Annotated in this window: 23 protein-coding genes and 2 tRNA genes; all 25 read right to left on the reverse strand. The window is 41.8% G+C overall.

Going from position 1 to position 22,592, the window contains the following annotated elements:
- Positions 1–116 precede the first annotated feature (116 nt).
- A complete protein-coding gene (gene lysS, locus ACXADT_RS03235) occupies positions 117–1,610 on the reverse strand; it encodes a lysine--tRNA ligase (RefSeq protein WP_270182881.1) in 1,494 nt (497 codons plus the stop codon).
- A 234-nt stretch (positions 1,611–1,844) separates the two neighbouring features.
- Complete coding sequence (locus ACXADT_RS03240) at positions 1,845–2,063, reverse strand: helix-turn-helix domain-containing protein (RefSeq protein ID WP_474809687.1); 219 nt, start codon at positions 2,061–2,063, stop codon at positions 1,845–1,847.
- On the reverse strand, positions 2,015–2,539 hold the full coding sequence (gene folK, locus ACXADT_RS03245; protein ID WP_270182883.1) for a 2-amino-4-hydroxy-6-hydroxymethyldihydropteridine diphosphokinase: 525 nt from the start codon (positions 2,537–2,539) through the stop codon (positions 2,015–2,017). The genes ACXADT_RS03240 and folK overlap by 49 nt, the downstream gene beginning before the upstream one ends.
- The gene (gene folB / locus ACXADT_RS03250; RefSeq protein ID WP_270182884.1) at positions 2,532–2,897 is read right to left on the reverse strand and encodes a dihydroneopterin aldolase; all 366 of its coding nucleotides are present in this window, start codon (positions 2,895–2,897) and stop codon (positions 2,532–2,534) included. The genes folK and folB overlap by 8 nt, the downstream gene beginning before the upstream one ends.
- A 12-nt stretch (positions 2,898–2,909) precedes the next feature.
- Complete coding sequence (folP, locus tag ACXADT_RS03255) at positions 2,910–3,737, reverse strand: dihydropteroate synthase (RefSeq protein ID WP_270182926.1); 828 nt, start codon at positions 3,735–3,737, stop codon at positions 2,910–2,912.
- A 64-nt stretch (positions 3,738–3,801) separates the two neighbouring features.
- On the reverse strand, positions 3,802–4,662 hold the full coding sequence (gene pabC, locus ACXADT_RS03260) for an aminodeoxychorismate lyase (RefSeq protein WP_474833201.1): 861 nt from the start codon (positions 4,660–4,662) through the stop codon (positions 3,802–3,804).
- Entirely contained in the window at positions 4,653–5,237 is a 585-nt protein-coding gene (gene pabA, locus ACXADT_RS03265; RefSeq protein WP_270182886.1) for an aminodeoxychorismate/anthranilate synthase component II, read from the reverse strand. The genes pabC and pabA overlap by 10 nt, the downstream gene beginning before the upstream one ends.
- On the reverse strand, positions 5,234–6,652 hold the full coding sequence (pabB, locus tag ACXADT_RS03270) for an aminodeoxychorismate synthase, component I (protein WP_474834637.1): 1,419 nt from the start codon (positions 6,650–6,652) through the stop codon (positions 5,234–5,236). Before pabB ends, pabA begins: the two co-directional genes overlap by 4 nt.
- A gap of 227 nt (positions 6,653–6,879) precedes the next feature.
- Positions 6,880–7,803: a cysteine synthase A gene (cysK, locus tag ACXADT_RS03275; RefSeq protein WP_270182887.1), complete on the reverse strand. Its 924-nt coding sequence runs from the start codon at positions 7,801–7,803 to the stop codon at positions 6,880–6,882.
- 87 nt (positions 7,804–7,890) lie between these two features.
- Positions 7,891–8,772, reverse strand: coding sequence for an Hsp33 family molecular chaperone HslO (hslO, locus tag ACXADT_RS03280; protein ID WP_270182888.1), 882 nt, complete (start codon positions 8,770–8,772; stop codon positions 7,891–7,893).
- Positions 8,773–8,953: 181 nt separating this feature from the next.
- Positions 8,954–9,739 carry a type III pantothenate kinase gene (locus tag ACXADT_RS03285; RefSeq protein WP_270182889.1) on the reverse strand — a complete coding sequence of 262 codons (786 nt, stop codon included), beginning with the start codon at positions 9,737–9,739 and terminating at the stop codon, positions 8,954–8,956.
- Between the two features lie 153 nt (positions 9,740–9,892).
- Entirely contained in the window at positions 9,893–11,821 is a 1,929-nt protein-coding gene (ftsH, locus tag ACXADT_RS03290; protein ID WP_270182890.1) for an ATP-dependent zinc metalloprotease FtsH, read from the reverse strand.
- A gap of 70 nt (positions 11,822–11,891) precedes the next feature.
- Positions 11,892–12,431 (reverse strand): hypoxanthine phosphoribosyltransferase, encoded by a 540-nt coding sequence (hpt, locus tag ACXADT_RS03295; protein ID WP_270182891.1) that lies wholly within the window; start codon positions 12,429–12,431, stop codon positions 11,892–11,894.
- Entirely contained in the window at positions 12,425–13,822 is a 1,398-nt protein-coding gene (gene tilS, locus ACXADT_RS03300) for a tRNA lysidine(34) synthetase TilS (protein WP_474809695.1), read from the reverse strand. The genes hpt and tilS overlap by 7 nt, the downstream gene beginning before the upstream one ends.
- Before the next feature lie 66 nt (positions 13,823–13,888).
- Positions 13,889–14,857, reverse strand: coding sequence for a serine/threonine protein kinase (locus ACXADT_RS03305; protein ID WP_270182893.1), 969 nt, complete (start codon positions 14,855–14,857; stop codon positions 13,889–13,891).
- Positions 14,826–15,560: a vWA domain-containing protein gene (locus ACXADT_RS03310; protein ID WP_270182894.1), complete on the reverse strand. Its 735-nt coding sequence runs from the start codon at positions 15,558–15,560 to the stop codon at positions 14,826–14,828. Before ACXADT_RS03310 ends, ACXADT_RS03305 begins: the two co-directional genes overlap by 32 nt.
- 75 nt (positions 15,561–15,635) lie before the next feature.
- Positions 15,636–18,095: a stage II sporulation protein E gene (gene spoIIE, locus ACXADT_RS03315; RefSeq protein WP_270182895.1), complete on the reverse strand. Its 2,460-nt coding sequence runs from the start codon at positions 18,093–18,095 to the stop codon at positions 15,636–15,638.
- Positions 18,096–18,593: 498 nt separating this feature from the next.
- A tRNA-Glu gene (locus ACXADT_RS03320) sits at positions 18,594–18,668 on the reverse strand.
- Positions 18,669–18,679: 11 nt separating this feature from the next.
- Positions 18,680–18,756 (reverse strand) — tRNA-Met (locus tag ACXADT_RS03325).
- Positions 18,757–18,910: 154 nt separating this feature from the next.
- Positions 18,911–19,363 (reverse strand): S1 domain-containing RNA-binding protein, encoded by a 453-nt coding sequence (locus ACXADT_RS03330; protein ID WP_270182896.1) that lies wholly within the window; start codon positions 19,361–19,363, stop codon positions 18,911–18,913.
- A 75-nt stretch (positions 19,364–19,438) separates the two neighbouring features.
- On the reverse strand, positions 19,439–19,822 hold the full coding sequence (locus ACXADT_RS03335) for an FtsB family cell division protein (RefSeq protein ID WP_270182897.1): 384 nt from the start codon (positions 19,820–19,822) through the stop codon (positions 19,439–19,441).
- 12 nt (positions 19,823–19,834) lie between these two features.
- On the reverse strand, positions 19,835–20,425 hold the full coding sequence (yabQ, locus tag ACXADT_RS03340; RefSeq protein ID WP_442865234.1) for a spore cortex biosynthesis protein YabQ: 591 nt from the start codon (positions 20,423–20,425) through the stop codon (positions 19,835–19,837).
- Positions 20,422–20,730, reverse strand: coding sequence for a sporulation protein YabP (yabP, locus tag ACXADT_RS03345; protein ID WP_224885451.1), 309 nt, complete (start codon positions 20,728–20,730; stop codon positions 20,422–20,424). Before yabP ends, yabQ begins: the two co-directional genes overlap by 4 nt.
- Before the next feature lie 126 nt (positions 20,731–20,856).
- Positions 20,857–21,117, reverse strand: coding sequence for an RNA-binding S4 domain-containing protein (locus tag ACXADT_RS03350; protein WP_270182898.1), 261 nt, complete (start codon positions 21,115–21,117; stop codon positions 20,857–20,859).
- A 13-nt stretch (positions 21,118–21,130) separates the two neighbouring features.
- Complete coding sequence (yabN, locus tag ACXADT_RS03355; protein WP_474833203.1) at positions 21,131–22,591, reverse strand: bifunctional methyltransferase/pyrophosphohydrolase YabN; 1,461 nt, start codon at positions 22,589–22,591, stop codon at positions 21,131–21,133.
- Position 22,592: the final 1 nt, after the last annotated feature.

Genomic DNA, 22,592 nt, shown 5'->3' on the forward strand with positions numbered 1-22,592 from the left:
TTTTTATTTCGTGTGTTGCCGTGTTTTTAACGGCGAGTATTAATATACCATGTACTCCAAAGTAGCGCAATGGTTTTTCGTAAAAAATAATAAAAAGAAGCCCGAAGGCTTCTTTTCTATCGTTCCGTATTTCTCATTTGTGGGAATAGCAGTACGTCGCGGATAGATGGAGAATTCGTTAATAGCATAACGAGGCGATCAATACCGATTCCAAGTCCACCTGTTGGAGGAAGACCATATTCTAATGCTTCAATGAAATCATGATCCATCATGTGAGCTTCATCGTTACCTTGTTCACGCTCAACAAGTTGAGCTTCGAATCGCTCTCTTTGATCGATCGGGTCATTAAGCTCGGTAAATGCATTTGCGTGCTCGCGAGCTACGATGAATAGTTCAAAGCGATCCGTAAAGCGAGGGTCCTCTGGATTCTTTTTAGCCAATGGAGATATGGCAACTGGATGTCCATATACAAACGTTGGTTGTATCAATGTTTCTTCAACTTTTTGTTCAAAGAATTCATTAACAACGTGTCCGAATTCCATTGTCTCTTTGACTTCGACGCCATGTTCTTTCGCAAGAGCACGAGCTTCTTCATCAGTCATTTCCTTCCAGAAGTCTACTCCAGTCGCTTCTTTTACCGCATCTACCATATGAAGTCTCTTCCATTCAGGCTCTAAGTTGATTTCTTGGTCACCATACGTAATCGTAGTTGAACCAGTCACATCTTTTGCGATATGAGCGATTAAATTCTCTGTTAGAGACATCACATCTTTATAGTCAGCGTATGCTTCATAAAGTTCAAGCATTGTGAATTCTGGATTATGACGTGTAGATACACCTTCATTTCTAAATACGCGACCTACTTCGTATACTTTTTCAAGTCCACCGACAATAAGGCGTTTTAGATGAAGTTCAATCGCAATACGCATATAAAGCTCCATATCAAGAGCATTGTGATGAGTAACGAATGGACGGGCTGAAGCTCCACCTGGAATAGAATGCATCATCGGTGTTTCTACTTCAAGAAAGCCTTGGTCATCTAAATAACGTCGCATGGATTGAATGATGCGGCTTCGAGAGATGAACGTTTCTTTCGATTCCGGGCTCATGATGAGATCCAAGTAACGTTGGCGATAACGTTGTTCAACATCTTTAAGACCATGGAACTTATCTGGTAGTGGACGAAGGGACTTAGATAACAAGTGAAGATCGCTTACTTTAATAGAAAGCTCTCCTACTTTCGTTTTAAAAGCTACTCCCGTAACTCCGACAATGTCTCCAATGTCCATCGAGTCGAATAAGTCATACTGCTCTTCGCCAACAGTATCTTTACGAATATACATTTGGATCTGACCTGTAAGGTCCTGCATATGTGCAAATCCAGCTTTTCCTTTTCCACGCTTCGTCATGATTCTACCTGCAAGAGAAACCGTCTTCTCTGTTTCGGCAAGCTCTTCCTTTGAGAAGGAATCAAACTCCTCAACCATTTGTGTTGCTGTATGAGTACGATCAAAACGATGACCGAACGGATCTATGTTGTTACTTTTAAGTGTATCGAGCTTTTCTCTTCTTACACGAAGAAGATCATTTAGTTCTAGCTCCTGACTCATCACTATCACTCCTGTCAAATCTAGGTTTATCCCGCTATAACTTTATCTGAAAGCAGCATGAATAGCAAGTATTCACGGCATGGTTTTCATTGACAAATGCGCCGGGTGTGTCGCTCATTATAAGAAGAAAACTGCCAGTCAACGATCCTGGCAGTTGGTTTAATCATAGGTGTAGTATAAAAAATGGTAGTTAGAAAGTCAAACTACAGATTTATAATTTCAATGTGTCTTCATTTATTTCCTTAACTGGTCTATTGGGAATAGTTCTTCAAGAGAAACATTAAGTTGTTTCGCGACAAGTAGCAAAAAGTCATATGATGGCGCCCTGTTTCCCCGCTCTATCTCTCCAAGGACGGACACTGAGACACCTAAGTCTCTTGCTAATCTTTCTTGAGTAAAACCTTTCAGCTTTCGAAAAGCTCGAATACGCCTCCCGTAGATCTCTGCTTCCATAGACGTACACCTTCTTTGTCTTCTATATGATCAATATACGACTCTATTCGTTTATTCGTAGTAGGTATGACTGCTTCAGGATTTAGTTCATGTAATGGGATGATAACAAATCCTCTTTGAATAAGTCGTGGATGTGGAATAACAAGGCCTTCAGCTACAATGTTTTCGTGATTATAAAGTAATATGTCAAGGTCTATCGTTCTCGGCCCCCAACGTATATCCCTTTCTCTACCCAAAGTTTGTTCGATTCCCTGTAGGATTTCAAGTACTTGAAAAGCGTTCATATCTGTTTGTAGAAGTGCGACCATATTTAAAAATGCAGCTTGTTCCGTTACTCCTACAGGCTCAGTTTCGTATAGCGACGAGACGTCTGCAACAGTGATATCTGGATACTCTTCAATTCTCTCAAGCGCAGTCTTTATATAATTTTCGCGGTCTCCAATATTGGAACCAATCCCAACATATACGCTATTCATTACGTTCCCTCTTCATCTCGATCGCAACTGAATCATAGTGTCCATTGATAGGAGGATCCGGTTTAATTACCTTCACTGTACAGACCTTCACAATTTCAAACGCTTCGAACATTGCTTTTGGAATTTCTTCTGCGATTGTTTCGACTAACTTTCTAGGCTCGCCCTCAACGATTTCTTTAATGGTATTGTACGCATCTGCGTAATTCACCGTATAGTTAAGATCATCGGACGCACTCGCTTTAGAGAGGTCCGCTTCCAATACAAGATCTACATAGAATCGTTGACCTAACTTGTTTTCTTCAGGGAAAACACCATGGTAACCATAAAACTCCATTCCGTTCAGGTGAATCTTATCCATCCAACCACGCTCCTAGTTAGTGATGATATCTTGTTTTAGCATTGCGTCCATCATTTTTGCCATTCGAACGATCGGTTTCACATCATGAACGCGAACGATTTGACACCCACGCTCAATGCCGAGGCACACTGTTGCTCCCGTACCTTCTACACGATCATTCGCTTGTGTGTTCAATGTTTTTGCTATAAGTGACTTTCTAGAAGTTCCTAATAATACGGGATATCCTAATGCTGAGAACTCGTCCAACCTGCGCATAACCTCGAGGTTTTGTTCATATGTTTTTGCGAAGCCGATGCCTGGATCTAAGATGATGTTACGATCAAGTACGCCTGCACGTTTTACAATGGCGATACTTTCCTCGATATCCACTTTGATATCTTCCATAATATCATCATAGTTTGTACCTAGGCGATTATGCATTAAGATAATAGGCACCTCATGCTTTGCAGCAACTTGTCCCATCAGCGGGTCAGCTTTTGCACCCCAAACATCGTTGATGATATCCGCTCCTGCTAATACGGCCTGATCAGCTACTTCCGCTTTGTACGTATCGATTGAGATCGGAACGTCAACTGCTGCACGTACTGCTTTGATCACAGGGATAACCCGCTCAAGTTCTTCTTCGAGAGAAACAGGAACAGCTCCAGGCCGTGTAGACTCACCACCGATATCGATGATGTCAGCACCTTCCTGCACAAGCTGCACAGCATGTTCCACCGCTCTGTCACGCGTATCATACTTCCCCCCATCAGAAAATGAATCAGGGGTTGCATTCAATATCCCCATGACCCAGGTTTTCTTGTTCCAGTCGATTACTTTGTCCCGCCACTCCATTATCATCGGGTGGTTTGTTTGCTTTTTGATTACCGTAGCCACCAAGCTCACTCCTTTTTATTGCATAAAATCATCTCGTTACATCTTTGCTGCTGAATAACGAAGTGCGGTCTTTCTCATAGTGCAGGATAAGCTTGCTGGTAACAGTACCATTTTTACCTGGCATAGAGACACGATCTACGCTTCGCAATGGGACAATTTCCTGAATAGAGTTCGTTACGAATACTTCATCCGCGTCGAGTAAGCACTCTTTCTTATAGTACCCTTCTTCAACAGAGATACGTAGCTTTTCTGCAGTACGGATCACATATTGACGAGTGATCCCGTTAAGAATGCCTGTCCCTAAAGAGGGAGTAAAAAGGGTATCTCCTTTTACCCAGAATAAGTTTGAAACGATCCCTTCTGCTACATAACCTTCTTCTGTTAAAAAAATCCCTTCAGTTTTTGGATCATTTCCAATCTCTCTTTTGGCGAGTATGTTATTCAGATAATGATGTGACTTTAATCTATAGTTTCCTTCGGGTGTGTTTCTTCTTAATGATAAAAGTGTCCCGTCCTTTTCATTTCGAACAGGAGCACCAAGCGACTTAACATAGATGATTCGTGTAGGTGATTGATAAGGTTCAGTCTGCAACCCTATATTCCCTGCACCTGCTGAAACATTAAGACGAATGTAACCATCTCTCATATTGTTTGCTACAAGGGTTCGCTTCACCTCATGCAGCAAATCATCTGAATTCGTTTCAAGCTCAATCTGCAACTCTTCTAATGACGCTTGCAGGCGATCGATGTGATCGTTGAACAAAAAGGGGTGACCGTCATAGGTGCGGAATGTTTCAAATACGCCTAATCCATATAAAAAACCATGGTCGTATGCCGATATCACAGCATCCTCTTCACGCATCAGTTCGCCATTTACGTTTATATACATAGCTCGTTTTTATGTGTATCGATAAAGTTTTTTAAAAGCGTTTTGCCTACTGCTGTCATAATAGACTCAGGATGAAATTGAACCCCTTCTACTGCAAGCTCCTTATGGCGAATAGCCATAATTTCTCCTTCTTCTGTCCAAGCACTTACCTCAAAGCATTCAGGAAGTGTCTCTTTCTTCACGATTAAAGAGTGGTACCTAGTAGCGGTGAATGGATTCTCCATTCCTTTAAAAACACTTCTTCCATCGTGATGCATTTCAGATGTCTTACCGTGCATCAACCGCTCAGCTTTCACAACATCTCCACCGAATACTTGCGCGATTGATTGATGGCCAAGACAAACGCCAAAGATCGGAATCTTGCCAGCAAAATGCCTAACAGCATCCATGCTGATCCCAGCTTCATTTGGACTGCACGGTCCAGGGGAAATCATGAGGAATGAAGGGTTCATGCTTTCAATTTCGTCGATTGTGACCTCATCGTTCCTCTTAACGACAAGCTCCTCCCCCATCTCACCAAGGTACTGTACTAAGTTATACGTAAATGAATCGTAGTTATCAATCATTAATATCATACTTTATTCCTCCTCTGCTCAACTCTTCTAGGCTCTTCACTCAACTCTTTGGCTTTCCAAAGGGCTCTAGCTTTCTTTAACGATTCCTTATACTCTGCTTCTGGATCGGAATCGATTACGATTCCAGCACCAGCTTGGACGTGGGCAAAACCATCTTTGATCACCATCGTCCGGATGGCGATGTTTAATTCCATATCGCCATTAAATCCTATCCATCCGATAGACCCAGTGTATATGCCACGGCGAACAGGCTCAAGTTCCTCGATTATTTCCATCGTCCTGATCTTTGGAGCACCTGTGATCGTGCCTCCGGGAAACGTCGCTTTGATCGCATCGAAAGCATCGTATTCAGGAGCGCAAACTCCTCGGACATTCGAAACAATATGCTGAACATGAGAATACTTTTCGATCACCATGAACTCGTCTACTTCTACGGATCCGTATCGGCATACTCTGCCAAGATCGTTACGCTCTAAGTCTACAAGCATAACGTGCTCTGCACGTTCCTTTTCATTTTCGATCAGCGTTCTAGCGAGCTGTTGATCTTGTGCATCATTTTTACCACGTGATCGTGTGCCAGCTATTGGTCGAGTACTGAGCTCGCTGCCTTTCTTCTTTACCAAAAGCTCTGGTGATGCACTTACAAGATCGAATCGCTCTGAGTGAATGAACGACATGTAAGGTGAAGGATTCAACGTTCTTAACGTTTCATATACATGAAGGGGCTCTGCATGCAGCGTCCTCGTTTCTCTAAGAGAAAGATTCACTTGAAATACGTCTCCACTTGAGATATATTCTTGCACTTTTTTAACTGCTGACCCAAATGAGTCCTCATCCATTGAGAAGTGACGTTCATCTTCTTTCGTTGTACTAATTGAATGATGCGTTGTAGTCACACTAGCCTCGAGCCATTCATTCTTGTACTGCTTCAATCGGGCACGAGCAATTTCTGACTTGCTTTCTTCTACTTGAGAAATAAACCACAGCACTTGCTCTTCATGATCATAAACTCCAACATCTTCATAGACAATAAACGATAATTCAGGCAGTCCTAAATCGTCTTCAGCATGATGTGGGAGTTCTTCAATCTGACGGGCAATATCGTAACTTAAGAAGCCCATCGCTCCCCCCTGAAAGTCTGGGAGCCGATCATCTGTTTCCGCTACATGTTGTTGCATGTAATCTCGCATTAAATCGAGCAAGTTCCCTTCAAGCTTTCTTGTTATACCATTCTCAGTTATTGAAAGGGTACGTTCCTTACCTTCTAGACTAGCCATCGGCAGGATGCCGAACATGCTGTAGCGGCCTCCTCTTGTGCTATCTAAAAGGGTGTGTTCAGAAAGGTCGGATACAAACCGTTTATATTTTGAAAACCATTTATCTCCTGATAAATGTAGCGTTTCAAATATTGGAATGCGGGTTGTTTTTTCTTGGTGTTGCGCCACTATCGTTACACCCCTATTCGGAAGTATCAACACTTCCTTCGGATTATGCCTCTATTTTACATGAAGACGAAAAATCCTTCATCCTTTTTGTATAGAGTTGTTCTCCATCTATTCAGTAGGATAACCGCACACGATCCCTCTCATGAAAATTTTTTATAGAAAAAAGCAGCCCGAAAAGGACTGCCTGTTATTGACTGTTATTCATCATCGAATTGAAAAAGCGGGGTGCTTAAGTAGCGCTCACCGTTACTTGGAATAACTGCGAGTACTTTCTTACCTTTCCCTAGCTTTTTAGCAACTTCAAGTGCAGCGTATATTGCAGCACCTGAAGAGATGCCTCCAAGAACACCTTCTTCTCTTGCAGCCTTTCTTGCCCATTCGAACGCTTGCTCATTCTCCACTTGAATCACTTCATCGTAAATATTCGTGTCTAGGATCGATGGTACGAACCCAGCTCCAATTCCTTGAATTTTATGCGGACCAGGCTTACCTCCTGATAAAATCGGTGAATCCGTCGGTTCAACTGCGTATAACTTAATTGAAGGGAAGTGTTTCTTTAACACCTCTCCAGCACCAGTAATTGTCCCGCCAGTTCCAATACCTGCTATGAAAGCATCGAGATCATCAAATTGGTCTACAATTTCTTTACCTGTCGTACGACGGTGTATTTCTGGATTCGCTACGTTTTGGAACTGCTGAGGCATAAAGTAGCCATGTTCTTTAGACAGTTCTTCAGCTTTACGAATCGCGCCGCCCATTCCTTCAGACCCAGGGGTCAATACGAGTTTTGCGCCATAAGCTTTTAAAAGATTTCGGCGTTCCATACTCATTGTATCAGGCATAACAAGAACGGCTTGATACCCTTTTGCTGCAGCTACCATAGCAAGACCGATACCAGTATTTCCACTTGTAGGTTCTACAAACGTGTCACCTGGTTTAAGTTCACCTTTCTCTTCGCCAGCTTCAAGCATAGCTAATGCGATTCGATCTTTGACACTGCTTCCCGGGTTCATAAATTCTAGCTTCAAGTATACATCTGCATGATCTTCTCCAGTTAGACGGTTTAGCTTAACGATTGGAGTTTGACCGATTAATTCTGTAATTGAATTTGCAACTCTCATCTCTTTCGCCTCCCAATCCCAAGTGATTTTATAGGAATAATTTCCTTAAAGATAGCATCAAGGGGAAAAAGCGTCAATCCAAAACCCTTAAACCTTACTTTCTGCAGATAATTCTTCTAGCTCTTCCTTAGAAAAGTGATAGTGAGCGTTACAGAAATGACAAACCGTTTCTGCTTCGCCATCGTCTTCGATCATTTTATTGATCTCTTCTTTACCAAGCCCTATAATTCCATTCGCAAAACGTTCTTTCGAACAACTGCATTCGAATGAGACAGGCATTTTATCTAAAATTTTTATATTATCTTCACCTAACAGTTCCGCGAGGATTTCTTCAGGTGTATAACCCTTCTCAATTAATTTTGAGATAGGAGGAATGTTTTGAATGCGCTTCTCGATGAATTTGATCGTTTCTTCTGCAGCATCAGGCAGAAGTTGAATCATAAAGCCTCCAGCTGCAAGGATTGAATTATCAGGATTCACCAATACGCCAACACCAACAGAAGAAGGAACTTGCTCTGATGTGACAAGATAGTACGTGAAGTCTTCTCCAAGTTCACCAGATACGATTGGAACTTGACCAGTAAACTTATCGCGCATACCAATATCCTTAACGACTGATAGGAAACCGTCACGACCGACTGCACTTGCTACGTCCAATTTGCCGTGCTCGTTTAAATCAAAGTGCACATGAGGATTGCTCACGTATGCACGCGTGTTTCCCTGTGCATTAGCATCGACGATAATTGCGCCGATCGGTCCGCCACCTTCTATTTTAACAGTGATTTTTTCTTTTCCTTTTAATGAGGAAGCCATCATCGTTGAAGCGGTCATTGCGCGCCCCATTGCAGCAGATGCAGTTGGCCATGTTGTATGACGCCTCTGTGCTTCTGCAACCATTTCTGTACTTGATATCGCATAAGCTCTAACATTCCCATCGAACGCTAGTGCTTTAATTAAATAATCATTCATTTCGTTTGAATCTCCTTTCAAATGAGCATATGCCCACTTACAACATACATGATTTTAATCAGAACTTCCATTATGGAAACCTGCGTGCTCTTCACTATTTTATTTAAAGTCCCCTTGCTTAGTACCATCTATGCTATCTTATGTGCCTTTTACAAAGGAAAGCAATTGAAAAACGCATCCCTTAGCGGTATGCGTTTAATTCTTCTTTATTCTTATTATAGATTAGATGTAAACCGTTTAACGTTAAAAACGGATCTACCACATCTATTAGGTCACACTCTTCAGCAATCAGCGATGCAAGACCTCCAGTTGCGATAACAGTCGGCTCTTTCGTCGCATGTTTCTTCATTCTCGATACGATCCCCTCTACCTGACCTACATATCCATAAAGTGTACCGCTTTGCATTGCACTAACGGTATTCTTTCCGACGATGTGGTCTGGTTTTGCAATCTCGATACGAGGAAGCTTTGCTGCATGCATATATAATGCTTCAGTAGAAATGTTAATACCCGGCGCGATGGCACCACCAACGTATTGTTTATTTTCGTTGATGTAGCAATACGTAGTCGCCGTTCCGAAATCAACGATGATCAGGGGTGATCCATATTGATGAATCCCAGCTACCGCATTTACAATACGATCTGCACCAACTTCTTTTGGATTATCATATTTTATGTTCAACCCTGTTTTAATCCCAGGCCCAATAACTAATGGTTTATGATGAAAATACTTCTGGCACATTCGTTCCAGAGCGAACATTATTGGAGGTACGACTGAAGAGATAATGATCCCTTCTATATCATCAAAAGTTAGATCCTCATGAGAGAATAGCCCCTTAATGACCATTGCATATTCGTCTTCCGTTTGCTTTTTGCTCGTTCCGATTCTCCAATGATGCGTTAGTTCATCACCTTCGTATACACCGAGAACGATGTTCGTGTTTCCTACATCAAGCACAAGTATCATATTATCACCTTATTTAAATATTTAGCTTTGGTCATGCTCTCTATAGTTATACCACAGATTGACCGTAAACACGAAGCACTTTTTGGAAAGCGCTTACCAGGTTTAACGCATAAAATAAAGCAGGATGCCTGAACGACATCCTGCTTTTATGACTTACTCTGAATCTTCTTCTTCAGAATCTTTCTCTTCTTTTTTAGAAATGTTTACTTTCACGTCATCGTCTGAACTTGTAGCATGATGACCTTCAGGTAATTTTCCGTCTTCAACAAGAGAGCGAATCTGTTCTGCATCTAGCGTTTCAACTTCTTTAAGCGTTTCTGCCACTAGATTAAGCTTATCCTGGTTGTCAGTAAGAATCTGACGACAGCGATCATAAGCGTCTTTGATGATCTTCTGAATCTCAAGATCGATTTCATGTGCGATCGAATCACTGTAGTTAGGATCGTTCTGGATATCACGACCAAGGAAGACATTTCCGCCCTGGCTTGAACCAAATTGCATCGGTCCAAGTTTTTCGCTCATTCCGTATTCCGTCACCATACTACGAGCGATAGCCGTTGCGCGTTGGAAGTCATTACTTGCTCCGGTACTTGCTTCACCGAAAGTAATTTCCTCTGCTACACGACCGCCAAGTAGGCCGATGATCTTATCTTCTAGCTCAGGCTTCGTCATGAGATAACGATCTTCTTTAGGAAGCGTTACGGCATAACCACCAGCCTGGCCACGTGGTACGATTGTTACTTTATGAACGATGTCTGCATTATCGAGCTCGGTACCAATAATGGTATGGCCAGCTTCGTGGTATGCAACGATGTTCTTTTCTTTCTCAGAGATGACACGACTCTTCTTAGCTGGACCAGCAATGACACGGTCAGTAGCTTCATCGATGTCATTCATGTCGATTTTCTTTTTGTCATGACGAGCGGCAACAAGTGCAGCTTCGTTCAGCAAGTTCTCTAGGTCTGCACCAGAGAAACCAGGTGTACGCATCGCAATTGTCTTAAGGTCGATCTCATCGCTTAGAGGCTTATTACGGGCATGTACCCCAAGGATTTGTTCACGACCATTAACATCGGGACGGTTAACCGGAATTTGACGGTCAAAACGTCCAGGACGTAGTAACGCCGGGTCAAGAATATCAGGACGGTTCGTAGCTGCAACGATGATGATTCCTTCGTTTGCACTGAAGCCATCCATTTCTACTAGTAGCTGGTTAAGTGTTTGTTCACGCTCATCGTGTCCGCCACCTAGACCTGCACCACGCTGACGACCTACAGCATCGATTTCATCGATGAAGATGATACAAGGAGCATTCTTCTTTGCATTCTCGAATAGGTCACGTACACGTGATGCACCGACACCTACGAACATCTCAACGAAATCTGAACCAGAGATCGAGAAGAACGGCACTCCTGCTTCACCTGCTACTGCACGTGCAAGCAACGTTTTACCAGTACCTGGAGGTCCAACGAGAAGAACACCTTTTGGAATTCTAGCTCCAACTGCTGCGAACTTACGAGGGTCTTTAAGGAATTCTACGACCTCAACAAGCTCTTGTTTCTCTTCGTCAGCTCCTGCTACGTCTTTAAATGTTACTTTCTTCTTTTCTTCACTATAAAGCTTTGCTTTACTCTTACCAAAGTTCATGACACGGCCACCGCCGCCTTGAGCTTGGTTAAGTAAGAAGAAGAATAGAATAAAGATGATTACAAATGGAATGATGGATGTGAAGAAAGTGATCCAGCCGCTTTGCTCCGGAGCCTTTTCAACAGTAACATCCGTGTTTTCACCTGCAGCAGATAAGATGTTCTCCACTGCATTCTCAGAATCTGGTACGTTCGTTACAAAGGTGTTTTCTTCACCTTCTTCAGTCTCACCAGTTAGTGTACCTTGAACAGTGTAAACGCCACGTTCAGGTTGTATCGTTAATTCTTGAATTTCACCATTACTAAGTTTCGATTGAAATTCGCCGTAATTTAAAACATTCGTTTCGTTGGTGGATCCGTTAAAAAAGCTAACAACACCTACTACGACGAGGAAAATCAATAAATAAAATATTGTATTTCGGAAGATACGATTCATTCCTTACCTCCTCCCACGAACAGGAAACCATAGATTATCTTACCATATTGGCACATTGAACTACAACAAATCAACCTTGATACATTTCGGGTTTAAGAATACCGATGAACGGAAGGTTTCGATACCTTTCAGCGAAGTCTAGGCCGTACCCTACTACAAATTCATCTGGTACGATGAATCCGGCAACATCTGGTTTAAGATCGACCTTTCTGCCTGTTGGCTTATCCAACAGCGTTACGATTTTAATCGATTTAGCTTTTCGATATTTCAGCAGGTCAACTAGGTAGCTCAAAGTCAAACCACTGTCGATAATATCTTCGAGAATCAGTACGTCTCGTCCTTCTACCGAAGTATCAAGATCCTTAATAATCTTAACTTCTCCTGAAGATACAGTTGAATTGCCGTAGCTTGAGACATCCATAAAGTCCATTTCAAGATGGCACGTAATACGCTTCGTTAGATCTCCCATAAAAGGCAGCGCACCTTTTAGCACACCAATTACTAGTGGAAAACGATCTTCGTACTCATCTGAAAGCTGTTTACCCAGCTCGCGGCATTTCTCTTGTATTTCTTCCTCACTGATCAATGTTTCTTGTATTTCATTTAGCATCTGTGATCCTGTCCTCCCAGCCTATGTAGATAATTTTTTTCGTAGTGCAGATGCACGAGCTTTTTCCTTTTTGCAGGTAGTGTAACTTTTTCAGAACGGGTCAGTCCTGCTACCCAGATAATCGTTCCATCTGAACTTTCCACGATGGGCCAACTATCACGCTCTGAACGGTTTATTTTACGGTCAATAAAAATATCCTTTACCTTTTTCGTTCCAATCATGCCTTTTGGCTGAATTCGATCACCCGCTCTTCTTGAACGTACGGTGACTGGGAACATAGTACTCTCAATGATTAAATCCTCGCCTGATAAATTTAGAGGTAGCTCATCCACTAATGTAGCTGTAATAGTCCCTAGAGGTGTTTCAACCGAACCAGGACTATCCAACTGCTTTGTATACGACTCTACTTCCCTAAAGGTTTCAAATGTAAAACAACAGGTGTCATAGGATTTTACTGCCCTTAATTCCAATGGCAAATCAAGGGAAGCTGAAGGATGCTCAGAATCGAGCAAAGACCGCAAATCCTCAATATGTATAGAAGAAAAAGGAGCATTGCTTTTGTAAAGATAGTTTAATATTAGATGAATCACTCTTCTTTGTAAAGGAATAGGCAAGTAATGATAGGACTTGTTATCGATCTTCACAATTTTGTCATTTTGATCGATGATTACTTCGTCCAAACGGCTGCCTGCAAGCTCCATCAAATAGTCTTCATCGCTCTGCATACGTTCGCTATAAAGTTGATATCTCACGTGGACGTTTGGGTTTTCTTCCTTTAGAAATGGGAGAACTTGCTTTCTAAACCGATTTCTCATGTAATTGTCGCTCTCATTCGAAGGATCAATACGAAATGGAAGTGAATGTTCTTCACAGTACGAAAGAATCTGCTCTTTTGTCACCCCTAATAAAGGACGAATAAGAAGACCACTAGCAAATTTCCGTTTGACTGCGATGCCTGAAAGCCCAGAAATACTTCCGTGCACTTGCCTCATCAACATCGTCTCGATTTGATCATCCCCGTGATGCGCGAGCGCTAAACTTGTTGCATTGTATTTATTCATCACTTGATGGAAAAAGTCATAACGGCACTCTCTTGCAGCGACCTGGGTAGAAACACCCTTTTCCTTTTTATATTTCTCCACATCGATGGAAGCTGACTCAAATTGTATCCCCTCTCTTTCGCACATACGTTTTACAAAAGAAAGGTCTTCAGCGGATTCAGTGCCTCGTAGCTTATGATCGACATGAGCCGCGATGAGCTTAAGTCCTAACTTATTTAGATAATGAAGAAGTGCTACAGAGTCAGGACCTCCAGAAACGCCTGCAACAACAACATCACCTTCATGTAGTAAGTCATGCTTTTGGATAAATCGGTCAACATCCTGCTGCAAAATCACGTCTTCCTTTCTTGCTGGGTATTTACAGAGTAAATTAGTCTATTCTCTACTTCCTTGTGTTTAGAACCCATACCCAACTAAGTATAAAGTATAGAGAGTTAGAATAAAAGCAAACAACAGCACCGTTTCTACCCACCTGATCCTTTTATTCTTCGCTTTAACCGTTCGTTTTCTTGCGGTCACCCTTGAAGTTGCTTTAACCTTTGGTGCCGCCTTAGGTTTATCATCCTGCAGGAGTGTAAAAAGTTCGTTCCTCATCTCTAACGCATTTTGATACTTGCCTTTTAACGCTTTTCTAAGAATCGATTTGTATGGTTTGAGAATAGAGGATGCATCGACCTTACTCATTAAGTATGCCTCTGCATTCTCCTTAGGACGTTCAAAGCGCTTTGGGTATGCAGCATTTATTACGACCATCGCTGTTGCAAACAGATCGTAAGAAGGCTCTGCTACTCTCGAGCCTAATCCCCAATACCCACGATCAAAGAATTCCGTGAACTCTTTTACGGACCTACCGATCACTGTCGTTCCTCCAACATCTAACCACCTCATCTTTGGAGGTGCTCCTTCTACTAGAAGATTATCTGGTTTTAGATCCCCAAACACCCAGCCTTCTCTGTGTAACACGGACAAGTCCCTAAGCAGCTGTAACATGAGGATTCCGAGCCACTCTTTTCCTCTCCGCTGTATAAACGAGAAAAGCGGCTCTCCGTGAATGTACTCCATCACGTAAAAAGGATATCGCTTTCCACCCACTTCCCAATCGTCCATCTCATAGAAAAACGGCCCAAGAACGGATCCCTGGACCTGCGATAACTGTTTAAGAACGTTCACCTCAGAAGAAATCGACATGGTATCATTACCCACTTTAACAGCTACATGGCCTTTTCGAGAGTTTGCTAGATAGACTGTACCGAGCGCTCCGCTGCCGAGTTTTTTTTCAATTTGGTAACTCTCTTTGTTCCACTTGCCTCTTATCGTTGTTCCATAAGAAACATTAACTGCCTGACTCTTCGATGTATCCGTCATCTTCTAGCAGTCCTCTCTTTGAGCGCTTTTTCTGATATGCATCGATCGCTTCTTTCAATGCAGGCCCCGTCGGCGTTACGCCTCCAGATGATAGTTTCGGGAAGACCTTATGAATGTCTTTCATTTGTGGCGTCCAATCCATTAGCTGTTCGACTTGTTTCTTCCGACCTGGAAATGCATACAGGGTATATTCATTTTGACCAATTCTCGAATGGAGACTAATAGAAAGATCGAGCAAGGCATCTTCGACCGTAGGCAGTTTATGCTGCATACTAGCGCTTGTGTCGATTAGAATCAACACTTCTAAGTCCATCGTTTCCCCCAAATCATCCACTACCTCTACCACCTGACCCCTTTTTTCAGGCGGCAAATCTTCTATCTCTTTATCACTACCTAAAATCGTTTGTAACTCTTTATGAATAAAGCCTTGAATCGTCTGTGTCATTGCTTTTCTAGTAACCATCTGTACAGTGTGCGATAGTTGGCGCGCATAAACCAACTGGTGAATACCCCCGCCTGATAAAGCGATGTTCTCGATCTCCTTTAAGCCTCCGTTTGTCCGCTCATTCTCATCGAGCACTCCAATAACATTGACTGTCATACCGTATTCTCTTGCAAGCGCAGCCATCGCTACCGGATCTTCTCCCTGATTGGAGCATCCGTCCGTGATCAACAAAATCTGTCTCAGCGTTCCTTTTTTCATCTCGTCCTACTCCCTCCTTTTGCTGTTACAAGCATCGCCTTTAGGAGGGAAGTTTATACATCAGTGATCACCTCATCACTGTGCTTTCTTCTTTCTGAAAGAAGGTGCTGAATAGATAGGGATTGTAGACCACTTCGGTATGTTACGCTTTACCTTTGCTACGACGACAGTCATATCATCATCGATTCTACCGTATTCCGTACGGATCACTTCTTCCATGATCAGGTCGGCAACTTCTTGAGGCTTATCCGTGTTTAGCTCTCTGATCTTACGCTTCATCCAGAACTCTGGGTTTTCAATATTCTTGACTCCCTCATAAATTCCATCGCTCATCATGATTAAAAGATCTCCCGCCTTCAGTTGCTCACTGACGACTTCCACATCAAACTCTGGAATAATTCCCATCGGTAGATTTGCAGATTCCACCATCATCACTCGATCACCACGTTTGATAAAGCTTGGTATCGATCCGATCTTTAAAAACTTCGCTGAAGCATCTTGCAAATCTACCATTGCAAGGTCAAGGGTAGAAAAGATCTCATCCGTATTTCTTAAAGATAGTACCGAGTTAACTGATTTAATCGCTACCGTTTCATCGATACCAGAGTGAAGAATTTTTTGGAGAAGCTGAATCGTTTCTGTGCTTTCTTTATGTGCCCGCTCACCATTCCCCATTCCATCGCTTATCGCGATCGCATACTTTCCAGCTCCAAGCTCAATTGTGGAATGGCTATCTCCAGAAATCCATGCACCACCTTTCGCAGCATTTGCAACGCCGGTTTCAACAAGGAATTCTCTTGCAGATCCAAAATAAAGATGACACGTTTGATGTTCATGTTCGGCACACACTTCTTTTTTTACGATAATATTTTCTTTTAAAATATCAGAAAGCATCGGAGCTATGACTTTTTCTCCTTCACCGCGCCCTCCACACGCTGGGATTTTCATTTCGATGTCAACATTACCCTCCTCAAGACTATAGATTTCAACCTGCCCTACCTCAAGACCCATGCTTTGAATTGCATCTATGATTTGGTCCTCTTGTTGATGCAAGTTATCTCTTTCTTTTTGTATTTCTTTTGCAAAGTCTCCCATCACTTGTGAGACCCCTAGCAATTGATCTGCTACTATTTTTCTGCTTTCACGAACTTGTTTTTTCAGCATCCGATTCGCTTGATAATGACTCATTTCTTTTCCAATAATATCGATTACTTTATTGGCTTTAATGCAATGTTGGTCAAAATCACGTTTTAAACTATGGTTATTTAGCTCAGTCGTATGTTCAAGCTCTTCCATGATGTTCGTCATGTGAGAGTACGTTGTATCGAAATCCCTTGCCCAACACGTCTCCTTCTTAAAACATGTCTGACACGTTTTCTCAGTTACATGACTTAAGAAGTAGTCTACTTCTCGCTCCGACTGTTCTTCAGGCACTGTATCTGAGTCAGAGAAACTCGTAGACAACGCTTGAAACAAGCTTGAAAACTGTTCGACCCTACTAGCGGTAACATCCCTTACTTTTCTAAGATATTGTTGTTGTTCATTCGCATGCTCAACGGTGCCAGGAATGTATTTAGATAACTGTGATGTAATTCGAGAAGGGGTACAGAAGAAAAGAAGTACCGCGATGCCAGACTCTATCAAATTAGGATACAACAGCTCCGGACCACTACCGTAAAGCGCAATTAATAGTGTTCCAATAAGGAGCCCCAAACCAACTCCTATTTTCCTTCCATCCTTCAGAAGTCCACCTAGTAACCCTGAAAAAGCTAGCATACTCATTTGATAGAGGCTGGCGACATTTGCGAGCGCAAGAATCAAACCTGTTACAACTCCAACCGTTGATCCAATGGCTGCGCCGCCCACATAAGCAAATATCAATACAAGATAGCGAGATAATATATTTTCAATCGAGAACCCGTATACTACCCACCCGATCGTACCGGTTAACATCGTAGCAAGAAGAATGATAAAACTGATGATTTCTTCATTCTTTAACGCCTGGGTTCTTTTCTTAACTGAAATAACGGGAATGCTTTGGATGAAGATGATGGTCAAGATCATTCCTAAAGCACCTTCTACAACGGCCAATATCCAATTTGTATTCGCGAGAGTGCCTTCCATAATTAAGCTAAGTATAAGCCTTCCTACCATACTCGTTATGAAAACTAAAACAGGCAGTGTTTTTATAAGCGATAGCGATGAAAGTTTGATAAAACGATTGATGAGAAGGAAGAATAAGATTCCAATCATGATAAAACCTGTATTCTCGAGGTTCGAGGTTGAAACGGCACCAGCTAGTAAAGCCATGATAATCATGACCGTTCTTTCTTTTTTCAAAAAGAATACCGCTCCAAAAAAAGGAAGCGCAAATGGTGTAACCTGCGTAAGGATCACTGCTCGTCCAAGAAGAAAGCCGATTGCAAACAATAAAAGACCTCTTTGGAACAATAATAGTTCAAGTTTTTCTTTTAACCCTTGAACCCACTTACCTACCTTTGATCTCGATCGTTCCAAAACCAGTTCGCTTTGCATTCCCACACCTGCTTTCATGATTCATATTTTATTTCCGAACATTACAAGTGAGTTTGTGTAATCCATTAAATCACAGGGCATATTCACTTTTTGTCAAAAAAAGAAGCCGAAACGAATAAAAGTTCTCGACTTCTTCGTGTGAAGCTTGTCAATCAAATGTAGACACAGGAAGAAATCTGTAAACACTTGGAAGCAGCGTCCATGCACCCAAACCACAATAAATGAAGTGGGACAAAGACTAATTTGGATTTTTTCATAGAAAAGACTAACGGGGATAAAAACGTCGAAAAGAAGTGAGAAAAGAGGATAAAAAACACAAAAAACCCTGCATTAATTTCTTAATGCAGGGTATATTTATTAGTTTTAGTTTGATTAATTAGAAAATGGTGACCCGTACGGGATTCCGACGCGTTAGCTAGTCCTGCTGATTTATCGTCTTGAGATAACCTCTGCAGGGGAACCCTTGGGTGAGGATACCGTATCTTCCTCGAATAAAAATGGTGACCCGTACGGGATTCGAACCCGTGTTACCGCCGTGAAAGGGCGGTGTCTTAACCGCTTGACCAACGGGCCAAAGATAAAGATGGTAGCGGCGGAGGGGATCGAACCCCCGACCTCACGGGTATGAACCGTACGCTCTAGCCAGCTGAGCTACACCGCCATATTATCTGTGGCTTTTATAAGCACAAGATATATAATACATGCCTAGAAAGTATGTGTCAACTAGTTTTTTAAATATCTTTTGTATAAAAAAACAGACGTGCCTTTGCACGTCTGTTTAGGTTGTTACACATATATTTAGTAGACAACAAGGTCTAGCCGCGTCGAGCTCCACGCCCACCTCGTTTAGACTCAGTTTGTTTTTTCAAGGTTGAAAGGCGATCTTCGCTGTCTTTAAGGAATTTACTCATCTTATCCTCAAACGATTCTACCTGCGGGCGTCCGCCACCGCGTGGCTTTCCTTTGAAACCACCGCCGCCGGGTCTTCCTCCACCAGGTCTGCCACTACTACGTGGGCGTTCTGATACAGGTCGATCTTTTGCCTTCTTGATCGATAATCCAATCTTACCGTCGTTTTCAACTTGAATTACCTTAACTTCAACCTGGTCACCTACTGATAGAAAATCATTGATATCTTTGACATAATTGTCTGCGACTTCACTGATGTGAACGAGACCTGTCTTTCCATCTGGCAGCTCAACAAATGCGCCAAAATTAGTAATACCTGTTACCTTTCCCTGTAGCTTGCTGCCTACTTCGATTGCCATTTTAAAAAAAGCTCCTCCTTAAAATCTTTAAAAGATCAGTCGTATTTTAATTATACCTCTTTCCAAAACAACGTGTCAATTTGATGAAGAAGGAAGCTTGAATATTGTCTCGCCGGGTTTTGACATCGAATAATCTCTTCTTGCTAATTCACCTATATAATCCAGATTATTGAGTTTTTTAATCTCTTCCTTCAAATATTTTTCTTGTTGTTCGAGTTTAACTAATTCTTCTTCTGCCTGCTTTTGCTGTATTTGTTTTTCCTTGATCGTTGCAGCTTGTGAAGTGAATACGGAGATAAATAGAATAGTTAGGACTAAAGCAGGTACCGCGAATGCTATAAGGCGGCGAATAAGACCTCTACGTCTACGCTCTTTGACTTTATCTTGTAGCTGTTTTTCCTTATGATAATCCGAGTGTACCTCTGTTACTTTAGGCTTCCGCTTATTCGCAGTAACCAAGCTCTTCCCTCCTCACTTTCTGAATTTCATTAACCAGTTTTTTATGTAGTTCTTTATTGTATCGGCAATTCCTGCTGTTTTTATTAGCCTAGCTCGAATTGACCGAGGAATCAATTTCCATAACAACAAAAAACTCCACTTAACCGGTACCCAAAAGAGCTTGATAATAAACCAAAAAATGGTTGTAATCATACTAATTAACATCATACATAAGCTCAATAGAAGTTTCAATATAAACAATACTGGGCGATAGACGAGATTCGTAAATAAAGACTTAACGACATTAGCGACGTTCACCGTTATAATAATCATTCGTTCTAATGAATTGCGGTATAGCTGTTGAAATAATGCACGGTATGCTGCGTACCCACACAATAACGCTAAAAACACATATAATCGCAACGTTCCTTCGTTCACTATAAACAATACATAAAAGGTCAATAATCCTTGCAGCAACCAAAAAACCACATCATTGAGATAAAGCCATAGACTTTTACTCTTCCTTGGATGAAGAAAACGGCTATAGGTATCCATGGCTATTCCCAGCCACACCCCCATAGCCACCATGGCAACCATTGTATAGAATTGAACGGTAAGCGTCATTTGAATAACTTGCTAAAGAACCCTTTAGCTTTATCCCCTTCATGGTGATCCAGGTAGCTGAGATCAAAAATCTTGCCTTCAATCGAAACACGCCCTTGCTCAACATTGAGATTTTTCATCTTGAGGTGCTGTCCTCTAATCGCAAGAAATCCCATCGAAGTTTCGAGAAGAAATTCCTCATTATCAAAACTATCTACATGTTTAACCCCCGTGATCTCAAGTGATTTACGGGCTTTCATAACAAGATCATGATCAGGTGTACTCGCTGAATTTTCGTAAGAGCCATACTCATAGTAATTATCCATCGCTCTCCCCCTCTTCTCGATACATTACTATGAGTAGAAAAGATGTTTTAGAACAAGCTGTATCACTCTGATCATGACAGTATTAATCTCATTTTTTCACAATAAAAAAAGGCCGTTCTCGACCTTTTATTCCCCTGCAGCTTCTTCTTTTAAAATCGTGAACATGTTTCCTGCTTCGTCTTTCTTTGTCGTCTCTTTCAATTCATCTACTCGAGCAGTTACCTTTTTATGTCCAAACGAAATAACAAGCTCGTCTCCAGGTTTTACATTCGTTCCAGCTTTCGCTTTGTTTCCGTTCACTTCAATTCTGCCTTTGTCACAGATTTCTTTTGCGATCGAACGACGTTTGATCAATCTAGATACTTTTAGAAATTTATCTAATCTCATCGTTATCTCCCCTTTATTTAATTCCTTTGGTTTTGGCTTCTTCCCAATAACGATCAAGCACTTCTAGCGCTAAATCTTCAATCTTCTCGTTATTCTCTTCTACACACTTCTCAATGTATTGAAATCGTTTTTCAAATTTATGATTCGTTCGATGAACGGCTACTTCAGGATCTATCTTATAAAATCGTGCGAGGTTTACTATGGCAAAAAGCAAATCGCCAAGTTCTTCTTCACGCAACTCGTGCGTTTGATGAGTCACCGCATCATGAAACTCGTCTAACTCCTCTTTGACCTTGTCCCAAATCGGTTCAGCTTCATCCCAGTCAAATCCAACTTTTGCTGCAGCCTTCTGAAGTTCTGAAGCTCGCATTAAGCCTGTCAGACCTTTTGTTATTCCATCTAACTTTGAAGGCATCGATTCTTTTTCTTGTGCCTTCACGCTGTTCCAAAGACCTGCAACTTCTTCTGCAGTGTGAGCTTTTTCTTCACCAAACACGTGAGGGTGTCTTCTGATAAGCTTTTCATTTAGATAATAAATAACATCATCAACTGAGAACATTCCCTCATCTTCACCGATTTGAGCATGCAGCATGACTTGCAGCAGTACATCTCCTAATTCTTCAGCTAAATGATCGACATCTCCAGAATCGATCGCTTCAATTACTTCATACGATTCTTCTAATAAGTATTTCTTTAGTGACTCATGCGTTTGCTTTTTATCCCAAGGGCATCCTTCAGGACCACGTAATGTTGCAACGACTTGTCTTAACCATGAAAAATCGCGATATAACAGTGCTTCTTCTTGCACAGGCGGTACATAAACGGCTGTTAAATTATTCACTTCCACTGTTCGATCGAGTTCAAACAAAGGAACAGAGGTCACCTTCTCTTCTTTACTACCTGCAGCTTGCAGAACAGTTACCTCGTAGTCATCAGGAAGCAATTCCATCAGGGTTAACTTCACGTTTGATGCTGTAAATTGATCATAGACTTGAACAAAGATCAAATGATTCCTCACCTGTACTTCATTTCGCGTGAAACGCGTTGCATCAAGGATTTGGCATCCCTCGATCGGATCGATGCGCACTGCAGTGAACAATGCATCAAGAAAGCTTTGTCCTCCCGCAACTTCTACATCGATACCTTGGTCCACACTTTCATTCAATAATAATTGTACAGTCGCTTCAGCCATCATCGGATGACCAGGCACTGCATAAACGAGTGAACCCTTCTTAGCTTCAGCCCACAGGTTATCTACTATCGTACGGTACGTTTCTTCAAAGGATTCATTTCCTTCATATATATGATCGAAGCCATGTATTTCTAACCCTTCATTCATCAGTTCCTGAATGACTGGATGATCTAACGTTCTTGCGTAGACTCTTTCGGCTGATTGTAACGTACGGTAGCTTCCAATCGAAAGCTGATCGAAATCACCAGCACCTGTGCCTATGATTGTAATTTTATTATTCATA

The sequence above is a fragment of the Anaerobacillus sp. ABR4_321 genome, from assembly GCF_056158505.1.